General features: G+C 40.8%; 14 protein-coding genes. 9 read left to right on the top strand and 5 right to left on the bottom strand.

Annotated features, from left to right (window positions below):
• The first annotated feature begins 125 nt into the window (after positions 1-125).
• Positions 126-404 carry a DUF6110 family protein gene (locus tag D8836_RS06785; protein WP_000910903.1) on the top strand — a complete coding sequence of 93 codons (279 nt, stop codon included), beginning with the start codon at positions 126-128 and terminating at the stop codon, positions 402-404.
• Position 405: 1 nt separating this feature from the next.
• Positions 406-2,469 (top strand): heavy metal translocating P-type ATPase, encoded by a 2,064-nt coding sequence (locus D8836_RS06790; protein ID WP_125393518.1) that lies wholly within the window; start codon positions 406-408, stop codon positions 2,467-2,469.
• A 76-nt stretch (positions 2,470-2,545) separates the two neighbouring features.
• On the opposite strand, the gene tyrS is transcribed toward D8836_RS06790, so the two are convergent.
• Positions 2,546-3,802 (bottom strand): tyrosine--tRNA ligase, encoded by a 1,257-nt coding sequence (gene tyrS, locus D8836_RS06795; RefSeq protein WP_000546888.1) that lies wholly within the window; start codon positions 3,800-3,802, stop codon positions 2,546-2,548.
• A gap of 141 nt (positions 3,803-3,943) precedes the next feature.
• Here tyrS and pbp1b point away from each other — a divergent pair, with 141 nt between their 5' ends.
• The 6 genes from pbp1b to D8836_RS06825 all read left to right on the top strand — a co-directional run bounded on the left by pbp1b (position 3,944) and on the right by D8836_RS06825 (position 10,758).
• Positions 3,944-6,427: a penicillin-binding protein PBP1B gene (pbp1b, locus tag D8836_RS06800; RefSeq protein ID WP_125393519.1), complete on the top strand. Its 2,484-nt coding sequence runs from the start codon at positions 3,944-3,946 to the stop codon at positions 6,425-6,427.
• 82 nt (positions 6,428-6,509) lie between these two features.
• Positions 6,510-7,421 (top strand): DMT family transporter, encoded by a 912-nt coding sequence (locus tag D8836_RS06805; protein WP_125393520.1) that lies wholly within the window; start codon positions 6,510-6,512, stop codon positions 7,419-7,421.
• A 228-nt stretch (positions 7,422-7,649) separates the two neighbouring features.
• A complete protein-coding gene (dapD, locus tag D8836_RS06810) occupies positions 7,650-8,348 on the top strand; it encodes a 2,3,4,5-tetrahydropyridine-2,6-dicarboxylate N-acetyltransferase (protein ID WP_000127460.1) in 699 nt (232 codons plus the stop codon).
• Between the two features lie 67 nt (positions 8,349-8,415).
• A complete protein-coding gene (locus tag D8836_RS06815; protein ID WP_125393521.1) occupies positions 8,416-9,546 on the top strand; it encodes an N-acetyldiaminopimelate deacetylase in 1,131 nt (376 codons plus the stop codon).
• Positions 9,547-9,557: 11 nt separating this feature from the next.
• Positions 9,558-10,097, top strand: a complete 540-nt coding sequence (locus tag D8836_RS06820; protein ID WP_125393522.1) for a 5-formyltetrahydrofolate cyclo-ligase — start codon at positions 9,558-9,560, stop codon at positions 10,095-10,097.
• On the top strand, positions 10,081-10,758 hold the full coding sequence (locus D8836_RS06825; RefSeq protein ID WP_125393523.1) for a rhomboid family intramembrane serine protease: 678 nt from the start codon (positions 10,081-10,083) through the stop codon (positions 10,756-10,758). The genes D8836_RS06820 and D8836_RS06825 overlap by 17 nt, the downstream gene beginning before the upstream one ends.
• A 521-nt stretch (positions 10,759-11,279) precedes the next feature.
• Here the strand turns inward: D8836_RS06825 and galU are convergent.
• The 4 genes from galU to argS form a co-directional block, all read right to left on the bottom strand.
• Positions 11,280-12,179 (bottom strand): UTP--glucose-1-phosphate uridylyltransferase GalU, encoded by a 900-nt coding sequence (gene galU / locus D8836_RS06830; RefSeq protein WP_125393524.1) that lies wholly within the window; start codon positions 12,177-12,179, stop codon positions 11,280-11,282.
• 21 nt (positions 12,180-12,200) lie between these two features.
• The gene (locus D8836_RS06835) at positions 12,201-13,217 is read right to left on the bottom strand and encodes an NAD(P)H-dependent glycerol-3-phosphate dehydrogenase (RefSeq protein ID WP_125393525.1); all 1,017 of its coding nucleotides are present in this window, start codon (positions 13,215-13,217) and stop codon (positions 12,201-12,203) included.
• Positions 13,218-13,385: 168 nt separating this feature from the next.
• On the bottom strand, positions 13,386-13,631 hold the full coding sequence (locus tag D8836_RS06840) for a hypothetical protein (RefSeq protein ID WP_020903404.1): 246 nt from the start codon (positions 13,629-13,631) through the stop codon (positions 13,386-13,388).
• A gap of 377 nt (positions 13,632-14,008) precedes the next feature.
• Positions 14,009-15,700 (bottom strand): arginine--tRNA ligase, encoded by a 1,692-nt coding sequence (gene argS / locus D8836_RS06845; RefSeq protein ID WP_125393526.1) that lies wholly within the window; start codon positions 15,698-15,700, stop codon positions 14,009-14,011.
• A gap of 135 nt (positions 15,701-15,835) precedes the next feature.
• Between argS and argR the strand changes: the two genes are divergently transcribed.
• Positions 15,836-16,282: an arginine repressor gene (gene argR / locus D8836_RS06850; RefSeq protein WP_001231476.1), complete on the top strand. Its 447-nt coding sequence runs from the start codon at positions 15,836-15,838 to the stop codon at positions 16,280-16,282.
• Positions 16,283-16,331: the final 49 nt, after the last annotated feature.

Raw genomic sequence — 16,331 nt, forward strand, 5'->3', positions numbered from 1 at the left:
GTACAGCCTGCGGCTAGTTTCCTAGTTTGCTCTTTGATTTTCATTGAGTATAATTCTCCAATTTATAAAATAAAATTGCTTTTATATCTAAATTGCTATATAATAATGATAAGGAGGAAATAAGTATGTTAAAAGAAGTATTAAGCGTCGCAAAAGTTGCGAAAAAATCATCACTCTTTTTGGGTGGTGTCGCATTTGGTACCCTTGGTTTGAAGATCTTGGCAAGTAAGGAAGCTAAAAAAGGTTATTCTAAAGCTTTAGCTAAGGCTTATAAGTTAAAAGACGAGCTAGATGCATCTGTTTCTGTTGTGAAGCAACATGGAGACGATGTCTTGCAAGATGCCAAATATTTGTACGAACAAGAGAAAAAAGAAGAGCAATTAGATAGCCTTATAGGGGAATAATATGTCTTTTAAAGTGCTACATAGAGGATACCAACATATTCGCCTATCATCTTCTTTTTCACTCACCTTGGATATTCAAGACTATCTTCGTTCCTTGGCGAGAGATGAAAAGGGGATTGAGTCCATCCAGTTTTACATGGATCAACAGCACTTTACTCTACGTATAAAAGAAGGCTTTTCTGTATTAGATAATGCAGAAGCCTTTTTAAAAAGAATTGATAAAGGGAAAGTTTCTGAGTTGATGACTCTTCCCATTCGTAGAGAAGAGAGTGCTTATTCTATTGTTTCAGGTGCAGCGATTAAGCGTGTACTTTTTCGTAGTTTTGTGCCGTATCCTATTCGCTATATATGGACTTGTTATCAGGCTTTGGGTTATATTAGAGAAGCCTATCAAACACTAGCGCGTAAGGAACTAACGATGGAGGTCTTGGACTGTTCGGCGATTTTATTGTCCTTGTTTATGAACCAATCCAAGACAGCTAGCAATATCATGTTTATGCTTGATTTGGGGAATCATTTAGATCAGTGGTCCTTGAAAAAAACTGCAACAGATTTAGAACAAAGCCTTCTTGCAAAAGAGAGCGATGTATTCCTAGTACAGGGCGATACGGTTGTTAGTATCAAGAGTTCCGATGTTCAAATAGGAGATGTCTTGGTCCTATCTCAAGGAAATGAAATTCTGTTTGATGGACAAGTAGTTTCAGGTTTAGGTATGGTCAACGAAAGTTCCTTGACGGGAGAGAGTTTTCCAGTTGAAAAAAGAGAGTCTGATTTGGTTTGTGCAAATACAGTATTAGAAACTGGAGAGTTACGCATTCGTGTAACCGATAATCAGATGAACAGCCGGATTTTACAACTGATTGAGTTAATGAAGAAGTCTGAAGAAAACAAGAAAACGAAACAACGCTATTTCATCAAGATGGCGGATAAGGTCGTCAAATATAATTTCTTGGGGGCTGGGCTAACTTACCTATTAACAGGTTCTTTTTCTAAGGCTATTTCTTTCCTATTAGTCGATTTCTCCTGCGCTTTGAAAATCTCTACTCCTGTAGCTTATTTAACAGCTATCAAGGAGGGGTTGAATCGTGAAATGGTGATTAAGGATGGGGATGTTCTGGAGAAATATCTGGAAGTTGATACTTTCTTGTTTGATAAGACGGGAACAATCACAACTAGTTATCCTATAGTTGAAAAGGTGTTACCTTTTGGGGACTATAGTGAGGAAGATATTCTCAGAATCAGTGCCTGTCTTGAGGAACACATTTATCATCCTATTGCTAATGCCATCGTCAAGCAAGCTGAGATAGAGGGGATTGAACATGAGGAAATGCATGGGAAACTCCAATATATCGCAAGCAAGGGGATCAAATCTCATATAGATGGGCAACCAGTTCTTATTGGGAATTATGTTTTAATGCAGGATGAGCAAATTCATATCAGTTCAGAACAAAATGCTTTAATTGAAGAGTACAAGAGTCACTACAATCTCTTATTCTTGGCTTATCAGAATGAATTGATTGGAATGTTCTGCATTCATACTCCTTTGAGAAAAGAAGCCAAAGCAGCCTTGGAGAAACTTAAGGCACAAGGGAAAAAATTGATTCTGGCAACAGGGGACACCCTGGTTAGGACAGAGGAATTAGTCAAAGATTTGCCCTTTGATCAGGTCTATACAGACTTGAAACCTGATGGGAAATTTGAGTTAGTAGAGGAACTGCAGAAAGCAGGTCATACTATTTTGATGGTTGGAGATGGGTTGAATGACTCAGCGGCTCTAACCCTATCAGATATCGGTGTGGTGATGAATGAGAGTGCAGATATTTCTAAGCAGATGAGTGATATCTTATTGTTAGATAATCGTTTGGATTTCTTCCAAGAGTTGGATTCGCTATCATCATCTTTGCAAAAACTCATCAAGAAGAATATTCAAGATACCGTTGTCGTAAATAGTAGTTTGATTGGCTTTGGCTTGTTTAATTGGCTCAGTCCTTCAAATCTCTCTATCTTACATAATCTAACAACCTTGCGCATTGTCCTGCGTAGTCTGTCTATTAAAAATAGATAGATGTGGTTATCAACAACAAAAAGGAGTTACCTTTCTTGAGGTTAACTCCTTTGTTTATAGGTAAATGTTGAATAGTTTAGTAAGTCAATACAAAGTATTTTTTCTTACCGCGACGGATAACAGTCAGTTCGTTTTCTAACTTATCTGCATCACTCAAGACATAGTCAAGGTCTTGGATACGGTCGCCATTTACGTAGATAGCTCCATTTTGGACATCTTCACGGGCTTGGCGTTTTGAGTTGACCACACCAGATGAAACGAGCAGTTCTACGATATTGTGGTTTTCTTCTGCTTGAACTTGGTAGTTTGGCACTCCACGAAGTCCTTGTTTGAGTTCTTTGACAGAAAGATTTTTGATGTTTCCTGCAAAGAGTTGCTCAGTGATGTTGAGAGCTTCTTTGTAAGCTTCTTCTCCGTGTACAAGTGTAACAACTTCACGAGCCAAGACTTTTTGAGCCAAGCGTTCGTGTGGAGCTGCTTCAAATTGTTTGCGGATGTCTTCAATCTCATCAAGTGACAAGAAAGTAAAGATTTTCAAGAAGCGAACAGCGTCAGCGTCCATAACATTCATCCAGAATTGGTACATTTCGTATGGAGAAGTTTTTTCAGGATTGAGCCAGACTGCGTTTCCTTCTGATTTACCAAATTTCTTACCAGTTGCATCTGTAATCAATGGAACAGTGATAACGTGGCCAGTCTTATCAGCCTTACGACGAAGTAATTCGGTACCAGCTGTCATATTTCCCCACTGGTCAGAACCACCGATTTGAAGCGTTACGTTATGGTCTTGGTTAAGAACGAAGAAGTCGTACCCTTGCATGATTTGGTAAGCAAACTCAGTGTAAGAAATTCCTGTTTCAATCCGTTTTTTCACAGACTCCTTACTCATCATGTAGTTGACAGTGAAGTATTTTCCGATATCACGGAGGAAGTCAATGAAGCTGATGCTGCCAAACCAGTCGTAGTTGTTGACCATGACAGCCTTGTTTTCACCATTTTCAAAGTCAAGAAAACGAGAAAGTTGTCCTTGGATAGACTTGACCCAGCCATCTACTGTGTCTTTTGTTTGGAGACTACGTTCAGCATCTTTGAAGGACGGATCTCCAATGAGACCTGTAGCACCGCCAACGAGCGCATAAGGTTTATGACCTGCTAGCTGCAAGCGACGACTTGTCAAGATTGCGACAAGGTGGCCTAGGTGAAGGCTGTCAGCAGTTGGATCGTAGCCAGTATAATAAGAAACTTGACCTTCTTCTAGGGCTTTACGCAAAGCTTCTTCATCAGTCGTTTGAAAAATCAAACCACGCTCTTTTAGCTCATCAAAAATGTGCATGTGTCTTTTCTCCTTTTTAAAAATATTGTTTCTACCTATTGTATCACAAACTTGGGCAATAGCCTAGTAGAATAAGGAAGAAAGTGGCTATTTTATTGAAAGTTTACCTTTTATGGTATAATAGATAGAGTGAGGAAATCCATGCAAAATCAATTAAATGAATTAAAACGAAAAATGCTGGAATTTTTCCAGCTAGTAAAATCAAACATAAATCATAAAAAATCAGAGAAAGTCTCAGAAGAGAAGCAGTCGGATGGGACAAGTGGGAAAGTTCTGGCTATCCTAGGTAGCCTTTTAGTTGCTATCAAGGGAATTTTGAATACTCTCTTTATTCTAGGCTTTATCGGTGGGCTTTTTGGTGCTGGTGTAGCTCTTGGTTATGGAGTTGCTTTGTTTGACAAGGCTAAGGTTCCTCAAGCGGAGGACTTGGTCAAGCAGGTTAAAAATATTTCTTCCATCTCAGAAATTGTTTATGCAGATGGGAGTGTCATTGCTTCTATCGAGAGCGACCTACTGCGAACTTCTGTTTCATCTGAGGAAATATCAGACAATCTCAAAAAGGCTATCGTTGCAACTGAGGACGAACATTTTCTTGAACATAAGGGGGTTGTGCCAAAAGCTGTGATTCGGGCGACTTTGGGAACCTTTGCAGGTTTGGGCTCATCTAGCGGGGGCTCGACCTTGACCCAACAGTTAATCAAACAACAAGTGGTCGGAGATGCTCCTACTTTGGCTCGTAAGGCTACAGAAATTGTTGATGCCCTTGCCTTGGAACGCAGCATGAGTAAGGATGAAATCTTGACTACTTATCTCAATGTCGCTCCCTTTGGTCGAAATCATAAAGGACAGAATATTGCAGGTGCCCAGCAAGCTGCTGAAGGGATTTTCGGTATCGATGCCAACAAGCTGAGTATTCCCCAAGCCGCTTTCTTAGCAGGTTTGCCACAGAGTCCGATTACCTATTCCCCTTATGAAAATACTGGAGAGTTAAAGAGTGATGAAGACTTAGAACTTGGTTTGAAGCGGGCTAAGGATGTTCTCTACAACATGTACCGTACGGGTGCTCTGACTCAAGAAGAATACGACCAGTACAAGGATTATAATCTCAAACAAGATTTCTTGCCATCAGGAACTATCAATGCTGTTTCGAGGGATTACCTTTACTTTACGGCTATGGCTGAAGCGACAGACCGTATGTATGATTATTTAGTTCAACAGGACAACGTCTCTAGTCAGGAGTTGAAAAAGGAAGCGGTTCAAAAGGCTTATCATGAGCGAGCTGAGCAGGAACTAAGTAACGGTGGCTATAAAATCACGACAACGATCAATAAAAAAATCCATAACGCCATGCAAAATGCAGTTGCTAACTACGGTCGTTTGGTAGATGATGCGACTGGGCAGCCTGAAGTAGGGAATGTTTTGATGGACAATAAAACGGGGGCTGTTCTAGGATTTGTTGGTGGTCGTAATTACCAGACTAACCAAAACAATCACGCCTTCGACACTAAGCGTTCGCCAGCCTCTACAACCAAGCCTTTGTTGGCCTACGGTATTGCCATTGACCAAGGTTTGATGGGAAGTGCTAGTATCTTGTCCAATTATCCAACAAAATTCTCTAATGGAAATCCTATCATGTATGTAAATAGTCCAGGTACAGGCATGATGACCCTGGGTGAAGCCTTGAACTATTCGTGGAATATCCCAGCCTATTGGACCTATCGCATGCTGCGTGAGAAGGGCGTGGATGTCAAGGGTTACATGGAGAAAATGGGTTACGAGATTCCGGAGTACGGTATCGAAAGTCTGCCTATGGGCGGTGGTATTGAAGTCACAGTTGCCCAGCATACCAATGGTTATCAAACAATTGCCAATAACGGTGTCTACCATCAGAAACATGTGATTTCTAAGATTGAATCATCTGACGGTAGAGTAATCTATGAATTCCAAGACAAGCCAGTTCAAGTGTACTCGAAGGCAACAGCAACAATTATGCAGAGTTTGCTTCGTGAGGTGATTTCATCTCGGATCACTTCAAGTTTCCAAACGGATTTGGCTTCTATCAATTCAAGCTTAGCTCGTGCAGACTGGATTGGTAAGACTGGTACAACCAATGAAGATGAAAATATGTGGCTCATGCTGTCAACACCAAGATTGACTCTAGGTGGTTGGCTAGGGCATGATGACAACCGCCCAATGGCTAAGGGGGCTGGGCATTATCGAAATGCCAAATATATGGCCTACTTGGTCAATGCTATCCAACAGGCCGAGCCTGGTGTTTGGGGCAATGAACGCTTTAGTCTTGATTCTAGTGTGACCCAATCTCAGGTCCTCAGATCTACAGGACAGAAGCCAGGCAAAGTATCCGTTAATGGGAAAATAGTGGATCTTTCAGGTTCTACTGTAACGAGCTATTGGGCTAATAAGGTGGGAGCTCCTACAACAAGCTATCACTTTGCTATTGGAGGAAGTGAAGCAGATTATCAAAACGCTTGGTCAAGTATCGTTAGCACATTGCCAACCCCTTCTAGCTCAAGTACTAGTTCGAATAGCAGTTCAAGTAATAGTTCTAGCAACAGTAGCAATTCAAGCGATACTAAACCTTCTTCTTCAAGGGCGAGACGATAAGTTCTTTAAACTTTTCTAAATGAAGTGGCTAATCAATGGATTGCCACTTTTTTCTTTTTTCCTTTCGTGTTACAATAAAGGTATGAATCAGTATCAGAAAAAGATTGTTAAAGGAACCATTTATTCGCTTCTATCCGGCTTAATCTGGGGAATCTGTGGAATTTTAGGAGAATATTTCTTTACTCATTATCAAGTGTCTTCTGGCTGGATTACCTCTATGCGTTTGACACTGGCAGGGAGTCTTGTGCTCATTTGGTCTGCAATACAATTAAAATCGCAAGTGCTAGATATTTGGCGAGATAAGAAAAATTACCTACCCTTTTTAGCCTATGCTATTTTGGGGATTTTTTCAGTTCAGTATTTTTTCTATCTCTGTGTAGAATACTCAAATGCAGCGACAGCAACTATTTTACAGTTTATCAGTCCTGTCTTTATCCTCTTTTACAATCGTTTGGTTTATCAAAAACGAGCGTCAAAAAGCGCTATTTTCTATGTTTTGGTTGCCATGTTGGGTGTTTGCTTGATGGCGACAAAGGGGGATCTCTCTCAGTTATCTATGACACCGCTAGCTCTTATAACAGGTCTGCTGAGTGCCATGGGGGTCATGTTTAATGTTATCTTGCCCCAACCTTTCGCGAAGCGCTATGGTTTTGTACCCACGGTTGGGTGGGGGATGATTTTGGCAGGTTTATTTAGCAATGTCCTTTCGCCAGTGTATCAGCTTTCCTTTACTCTTGATATTTGGAGTATCTTGATTTGCCTCATTATCGCTTTTTTCGGGACGGCTTTTGCCTTTTTTATTTCCATGAAGGCTGTTTCCTTGGTTTCTCCTTTGGTGGTTTCCGTTATCAGTGCCAGTGAACCTCTCTCTTCTGCCCTTTTGAGTGTTTTGTTTTTAGGCTTGGTAGTGGATTGGTCCCTTCTTCTAGCTATGGTCTTGATTATTTTGCCCATGATTTTCCTATCGGTAGAAGAAGCGAAAGAAAGTAAATAAAAAGTCTTTTCTTAATTCTAAAAGTGTGCTATACTAGAATAGTCAATAAAACACGGGGAGATAGTTGTGAAGAGTGTTTTTAGGTTGTATCGGTAGGGGCTTGCTTTTACCGACAGCACGTTTTATCTCACATCCCTAAAAATCATACCTAAAAACAAACAAAAAGGCTTCAAATTTGAGGCCTTTTTTGGTAGAATAGGTATCATTAAAATGAACTAGGAGGCGCCTATGACTGCCACAAAAATGAACGCTCAAGAAATTATTCAATTTATCGCCAATGCTGAAAAGAAAACCAGTGTGAAAGTAACCTTTGAGGGACAACTCGCAACTGCTGTACCAAGCTCTGTTGTTAAACTAGGGAATGTCCTATTCGGAGATTGGAAGGACGTGGCTCCGCTTCTCGATGGTTTGGTAGAAAATCAAGACTATGTTGTTGAGCAAGATGCTCGCAATTCAGCAGTTCCCTTGCTAGATAAACGTGCTATCAACGCTCGTATCGAGCCAGGTGCTATTATCCGTGATCAGGTTGAAATTGGTGACAATGCTGTTATCATGATGGGAGCTGTTATCAATATCGGTGCTGAAATCGGTGCAGGAACCATGATTGACATGGGGGCTATCCTTGGTGGCCGTGCTATCGTTGGGAAAAACAGTCACGTTGGTGCAGGTGCCGTTCTTGCAGGTGTGATTGAGCCAGCTAGCGCAGAACCAGTCCGTGTTGGAGACAATGTTCTTATCGGTGCCAACGCAGTGGTTATCGAAGGGGTCCAAATCGGTAGTGGTTCAGTTGTCGCAGCAGGAGCTATTGTTACCCAAGATGTCCCAGAAAACGTTGTGGTAGCAGGTGTTCCAGCTCGTATTATCAAAGAGATTGATGCCCAAACTCAACAAAAAACAGCGCTAGAGGATGCGCTTCGTACCTTATAATTGTAAAAGTAATAAAGAGGCGGAACCCTTCTTCCAGCCTCTTTCTGCTATATCGGAGGATAGATAGATGTTAGATTTGATTCAGACTAGACGAGATTTGCACCAGATTCCAGAGATTGGCTTGGAGGAGTTTAAGACTCATGCTTATTTGCTGGATGTGATTGAGAAATTGACTGCGGGCAAGGAGTTTGTTCAAGTTCGTACTTGGCGGACAGGGATTTTGGTTTATTTGCAGGGAAGTCAACCGGAGCGAACCATTGGTTGGAGAACAGATATTGATGGCCTGCCTATCGTCGAACAAACAGACCTTCCTTTCGCTTCTCAGCACCAAGGTCGCATGCACGCTTGTGGCCATGATTTCCACATGACTATTGCTTTGGGCTGTCTTGAGCGAGCCCTTGAAGAGCAACCAAAGAACAATCTGCTCTTTCTGTTTCAGCCTGCTGAAGAAAATGAAGCTGGTGGTATGCTCATGTATGAGGATGGTGCTTTTGGAGATTGGTTGCCAGATCAGTTTTATGGCCTCCATGTCCGTCCAGATTTAAAAGTCGGCCAGATTGCGACCAATACACACACTCTCTTTGCAGGGACCTGTGAGGTGAAGATTCGTTTCAAAGGCAAAGGAGGACATGCAGCCTTTCCACATGAAGCTAATGACGCCTTGGTGGCCGCTAGTTACTTTGTAACCCAGGTGCAGTCAGTTGTCAGCCGCAATGTTAACCCAATCGAGGGAGCAGTGGTGACCTTTGGAGTTTTCCAGGCTGGAACAACAAACAATGTCATCACAGACACAGCCTTTTTGCATGGAACTATTCGGGCTTTGACACAGGACATGAGTCTCTTGGTGCAAAAGCGGGTCAAAACAGTTGCAGAAGGAGTTGCAGCTGCCTTTGGTATGGAAGTCGAAGTGGAACTCAAACAAGGTGGTTACCTGCCTGTTGAGAACAATCCAGCCTTGGCGCGTGAACTAATGGACTTTTTTGAAGAGAAAGACGGAATTGAGTTGATTGATATCGAGCCTGCTATGACAGGTGAAGACTTTGGTTATCTCCTTTCAAAAGTTGATGGCGTTATGTTCTGGCTAGGTATTGATAGTCCCTACGCCCTTCATCACCCTCAGATGAGTCCTAAGGAAGAAGCATTAGCTATTGGGGTGGATGCGGTCTCTAGTTTCCTGAAAAAGAAGGCAGCAGAGTAGAGGGGTTGTCTATGAAATCGGAATTACGTAAGCAAGTCTTGCAAGAAATGAAGGCTTTACCTCGAGAGCAAAAACAGTTTATAGACCAAGCTTTAACTGAGCGACTTTTACAACACCCCTTTTACCAAGAAGCTAAGGTCATCGCAAGCTACCTTTCTTTTTCTCATGAGTTTCAAACGCAGGAACTGATTGAGCAGGCGCTGAAGGATGGCAAGAAGGTTCTGATACCTAAAACCTATCCCAAGGGTCACATGGAGTTTGTAGTTTATGATCCGCAGCAGTTGGTAAAAACTTCCTTTGGCTTACTGGAACCACAGGGAGATTTGGAAGTAGTGGATGCATTTCAGATTAATTTGATTCATGTTCCTGGCTTGGTTTTTACGACGGAAGGATATCGGATTGGATACGGTGGAGGCTATTATGACCGCTATCTGGAACATTTTTCTGGTCATACTTTGAGTACGGTTTATCCTTGTCAAATTCAGGACTTTATCCCTGAAAAGCATGATATTCCTGTTCAGGAGGTTTTAATTGATGAAGGAAATCTTTGATAGACGTTATCCTGTGACGAGTTTCTTCCTCTTAGTGACGGCCTTGGTGTTTCTACTAATGTTGGTGACTACAGGTGGAAACTTTGACAGGGTAGATACATTATTTCGATTTGGAGCCATGTATGGGCCAGCTATTCGCCTCTTTCCTGAGCAGGTTTGGCGTCTCTTCTCTGCCATTTTTGTTCATATTGGGTGGGAGCATTTCATTGTCAATATGCTTTCGCTTTATTATCTTGGTAGGCAAGTAGAGGGAATTTTCGGATCCAAGAAGTTTTTCTTTCTCTATCTCTTATCAGGAATGATGGGTAATCTCTTTGTTTTTGTATTTAGTCCAAAATCCTTAGCAGCAGGAGCTTCTACTTCTCTCTATGGACTATTTGCTGCGATTATTGTTCTTCGCTATGCAACGCGTAATCCTTATATCCAGCAGTTGGGGCAATCCTATCTGACGCTTTTTGTGGTTAACATTATTGGAAGTGTTCTGATTCCAGGAATCAGTCTAGCAGGTCATATCGGAGGTGCAGTTGGTGGCGCATTTCTAGCAGTTATCTTTCCAGTTAGAGGAGAAAGACGGATGTATAGCGCTAGTCAGAGACTGGTAGCGTTAGTGTTGTTCGTGGGACTCTCAGTCTTACTTATCTACAAGGGAATGGGGTTGTGAGAGCTTATAATAATAGTTGTGTAATGAAAAAAGATAAGGCATTTTTGAACCTTATCTTTTTTTGTTTTATACTCAATGAAAATCAAAGAGCAAACTAGGAAACTAGCAGCAGGTTGCTCAAAGCACTGCTTTGAGGCTGTAGATAGAACTGACGAAGTCAGTAACATATATACGGCAAGGTGAAGCTAACATGGTTTGAAGAGATTTTCGAAGAGTGTAATATGTAAACTTGAATAAGAAAAAAGCTACTTAAAAAATGAGTAGCTTTTAATGTGTTTTGGAACCATTCGAAACAACACAGCCAAAAGATTTTTCTTTTGAGTTAAAATATGGTTATCCATAATCAGTAATGCGCACCGATTCGGTGCTTTTTTGTTTTACTATACTAATTTATTCTACTCTTATTTTAATGAAAAAACAAATACAAGTATAGCGTTCTCATTAGTTTTTATGAAATAGGTAGATTCAAGTAGAGAATTTACTTAATTTATGTGTGGCTAATCTTTATATAAATGGTTTTGTTATTCCTTCTCAGCCAATTCTTTTCCCAGTTGGATGAGGTAATCTTTCAAGTCATCTTTGACTTGTGGATGTTTGAGGGCATAGTCAATAGATGTTTTCATAAAGCCAAACTTATCCCCAACGTCGTAACGAGCTCCTGTAAATTCACGAGCGAAAACACGTTGTGTTTTATTGAGAGTATCGATTGCATCAGTAAGCTGAATCTCATTTCCAGCACCAGGAGCTTGATTTTCGAGGATCTCAAAAATTTCTGGTGTGAGCAGATAACGACCGATAATAGCTAGATCACTTGGAGCCTCCTCTGGAGCTGGTTTTTCAACGAAAGTTTCGACACTGTAGAGACCATTAATTCCTTCACCCTGAGGAGCTATAACTCCATATGATGAAACGTCTTCGTGTGGTACGGGCATGACAGCAATGGTTGATGCGTGTGTCTTTTCGTAATCATTCATCAGTTGTTTTGTCAATGGGATAGCCTTGTCGTTAGTAATGTCCATAAGGTCATCGCCCAGCATAACAACGAAAGGCTCATTCCCTACAAAAGCTTTGGCTTGTAAGACAGCGTCTCCAAGACCACGAGGGTGAGTTTGGCGAATGAAATGGAGGCGCATACCAGTTGCTTCATCTACCAATTTTAACAAATCCGTTTTGCCTTTTTCTTTGAGGTTGTACTCAAGCTCGAAGTTTGAGTCAAAGTGGTCTTCAATAGAACGTTTTGACTTACCAGTGACAACCAGAATATCTTCAATACCTGATTTGAGAGCCTCTTCCACGATAAACTGGATAGTTGGTTTATCTACAATTGGCAACATTTCTTTAGCAAGTGCTTTGGTTGCTGGTAAAAATCGAGTTCCAAGTCCAGCGGCAGGGATGACTGCCTTTCTAACTTTTGATGTCATAAGAATCCTTTCTTTAGAGAGTTAAGACCACTCATTTTCTGCTTTAAATTCATTGTTCATGATGTCATAAATGGCATCTTTGATATTGGTTCCGTGGTAAATAACTTGGTAAATGGCTTGTGTAATCGGCATATAGACTCCAAGTTCTTGCGCTAGTTCATAGGCTGCTCGAGTCGTTGAAATTCCTTCAATCACCATGCCCATATTGGCTTCGATATCAGCTAGAGATTCTCCACGACCAAGAGCATCTCCGGCTCTCCAGTTACGAGAGTGGATGGAGGTTCCCGTTACAATCAAATCTCCCACACCAGACAAGCCACTATAGGTCAATGGACTGGCCCCGAGTGCTACTCCTAGGCGGGTAATTTCTGCCAAGCCTCGAGCGATGATGGCTGCCTTGGCATTGTCACCAAATCCCAAACCATGTAAAGCTCCAGCACCGACAGCAATAATATTTTTAAGAGCACCAGCAGTTTCAACCCCGATAACATCCGTATTAGTATAAAGTCGGAAGTAGTGATTACTAAAGAGTTCCTGAACGTATTGAGCTGTTTGTAAATTCTTAGAAGCAGCAGTGATTAAAGTCAGGTCACGAACAATGGTTTCTTCCGCATGACTAGGTCCTGAAACAACGACAATATCACTGCGGAGATGTTCAGGAATTTCTTCTTCAAGGATGGTTGATAATCGTTTATGACTATTAGGCTCTAATCCCTTTGAAGCGTGCATGATGATAGCCTTATGATCCAAGGTTTTTGCAACTTGTTGGGCAACAAGTCGTGTCACTTTTGTTGGGACAACAAACAAAATCGCATCCACATCTTTTAATGCCTCTGCTAAGTCAGTGTAGGCAATGATATTTTCATCTAGAACGACATCTTTAAAGTAGTGCTTGTTAGTATGATAGGTATTAATTTCATTGATTTGCTCGGGAAGATTTCCCCAAATACGTACCTCGTGTCCATTGTCATTTAAGACTTGTGAAAGGGCAGTTCCCCAAGAACCAGGCCCCAAGACGGCGACGGTTTGTTTTTCCATGATTTCCTCCTTAATAGAGTCCTTTCCATTATTCTATCATATTCTAGAGGATTTTGCACTTGCATTGCTGGGGAGTGATGGCTTTGTTGCTTGAAAAATATACAAAAACCGAGCCTAAGTAATAAACTCTTAGTCTCGGTTTTGATATTCCTTAAAGAATAACTAGGTTTATTTCAATTGATCTGTAATGTCTTTTGATAGCAACATTCCCAGATGGTAAGTTTTATTGATGTAAGCAATGACATCATTGATATTTTCAGTCGTATGAATTTTTTCTTTGATGTCAGACCTGAATGTTTCATCCTTTAAGAGTTGTTCTTGGTAGAGTCTTTGAAGTCTCTCCTTCTCATATTTATTGAGTAGAAAAAGGAATACCAAGCTAATCACAACGAGGATATAAGCATATTGGCTCATAGAATATCTCCATGTATGATAAAAAATAGTAGTGAATAAATCGATTTAGTGAATCTAAAATAGCAGAACAAGCCAGTAAAACTTGATAAGATTTTTGATAGACCTCTAAACCAAAATCCGTATAGGCTTTAGTGTAAGCTACTTAGATTATTTTGCAATCAAGTAATTTAAAATATTACGACATGAACCAAACCAAATCGATATTATTGGGTTTGGTGAATTAGTAAAGCGTTTAGACAAGTATCTCTAATTACGACGTAAAGAAACATAAATCGATAATATTTATGTTTCTTTACTAGTGAAGCAGTTAGCTAGTCCGCATATAAGCGGCTAGCGTCTAACAATTAGGAACTTTAGTTCCAATTGTTAGTACTGAATCACATCTTCTCTGGCGCTTCTACTCCAAGCAAGCGAAGGGCTTCTTTGAGAACGACTGCAGTTGCGTAGCTGAGAGCTAGACGGCTGTCGCGTTCTGGGCTTTCATCCAAGATACGTGTATGTGCATAGTATTTGTTAAAGGCTTGAGCCAGACTAATTGCAAATTTAGCAATGATAGAAGGTTCAAAGTTATCCGCCGCACGGTTGATAATACGTGGGAAGTCTTGGATGAGTTTGATGATTTCCCAGCTTTCAGCATCATTCAAGCTATAGTTGCCAGCTGTTTCTGGTTTGAAATCCGCTTTGCGTAAGATAGATTGGATACGAGCGTAGGCGTATTGAACGTAAGGTCCAGTTTCACCCTCGAAGGATACCATAGCCTCTAGGTCGAAGTCGTATCCATTTGTACGGTCGGTCTTAAGGTCATAGAATTTAATGGCTCCAACCCCAACAGCATGTGCTACCTGGTCTTTGTTTTCTAGTTCAGGATTTTTAGCCTCGATTTGGGCCTTGGCACGGCTAATAGCCTCTGCAACAGTAGGCTCTAGTAAGATGACATTCCCTTTACGAGTAGAGAGTTTTTTCCCTTCTTTTGTAACCAAACCAAAAGGAACGTGAGTAATGTCTTCACTCCAATCGTAGCCCATCTCTTGCAAAACAGCTTTGAGTTGTTTAAAGTGGGCAGATTGTTCTTGACCAACAACGTAGATAGATTTAGCAAATTGGTATTCGTTTTTACGGTAAAGGGCTGCAGCCAAGTCACGTGTGATGTAGAGAGTTGCACCATCAGATTTCTTGATGAGGGCTGGATGTTCAATTCCATATTTCTCAAGATTGACAACTTGGGCACCTTCTGACTCAACAAGAAGTCCTTTTTCAGAAAGAATGTCTACAACTGCATCCATCTTATCGTTGTAGAAGGCTTCTCCGTTGTAGCTGTCAAATTCAACCTTCAGTTCATTGTAAAGGCGATTAAATTCCACTAAACTTTCATCACGGAACCATTGCCAAAGAGCGAGAGCTTCTTCATCTCCATTTTCAAGTTTACGGAACCATTCGCGTGCTTCTTCATCCAAACTTGGGTCATTTTCAGCCTCAGCATTGATGCGGACGTATAGTTTAAGGAGTTCATCAATTGGATGAGATTTTACAGCTTCTTCGTCGCCCCATTTTTTGTAGGCAACAATCAACATCCCAAACTGTTTACCCCAGTCTCCCAAATGGTTGACCTTGACCGTTTGATAACCGATTTTTTGGAAAATATGTGACAAGCTATCTCCGATAACAGTTGAGCGCAGGTGACCGATAGAAAATGGTTTAGCGATATTTGGACTAGACATATCGATAACAACATTTTCTTGTTTGCCAATAGTTTGGTCAGCATAGTGTTCTTTTTCAGTGATAACAGCTTGCAATACTTGAGCAGAAATGGCAGATTTATCAAGGAAAAAGTTGACGTAAGGTCCTGTTGCAACAACCTTTTCAAAGGCTTGGCTGTTAATTTTTTCAGCCAGTTCAGCAGCAATCATTTGAGGTGCCTTACGTTCGACTTTTGCAAGAGAAAAAGCAGGGAAAGCAATGTCTCCCATTTCTGAGTTTTTAGGGGTTTCCAGTAAATTTAAAATAGCCTCTTGGTCCAGGCTATCAATGATGCTAGCCAATTCGCTAGCAATCAATTCTTTTGTATTCATTAAGAGCTCCTTTTTGGACTTTTCTACTATTTTATCACAATTTTAAAGAAAGAAGAAAAAATTTTTGAAATCTCCTGTTTTTCTGGTATAATATAGTTATAAAATTAGTTATAAATATGCATATAAGAGGATTTTATGAGAAAAAGAGATCGTCATCAGTTAATAAAAAAAATGATTACTGAGGAGAAATTAAGTACACAAAAAGAAATTCAAGATCGGTTGGAGGCGCATAATGTTTTTGTGACGCAGACAACCTTGTCTCGTGATTTGCGCGAAATCGGCTTGACCAAGGTCAAGAAAAATGATATGGTGTATTATGTACTAGCAAATGAGACAGAAAAGATTGATTTGGTTGAATTTTTGTCTCATCATTTAGAAGGTGTTGCAAGAGCAGAGTTTACCTTGGTGCTTCATACCAAATTGGGAGAAGCCTCTGTTTTGGCAAATATTGTAGATGCAAACAAGGATGAATGGATTTTAGGAACAGTTGCTGGTGCCAATACCTTATTGGTCATTTGTCGAGACCAGCACGTTGCCAAACTCATGGAAGATCGTTTGCTAGATTTGATGAAAGATAAGTAAGGTCTTGGGAGTTGCTCTCAAGACTTATTTTTGACAAGGAGAGACGGAA

It is taken from the genome of Streptococcus mitis, assembly GCF_003942995.1.
Taxonomy (GTDB): domain Bacteria; phylum Bacillota; class Bacilli; order Lactobacillales; family Streptococcaceae; genus Streptococcus; species Streptococcus mitis_CV.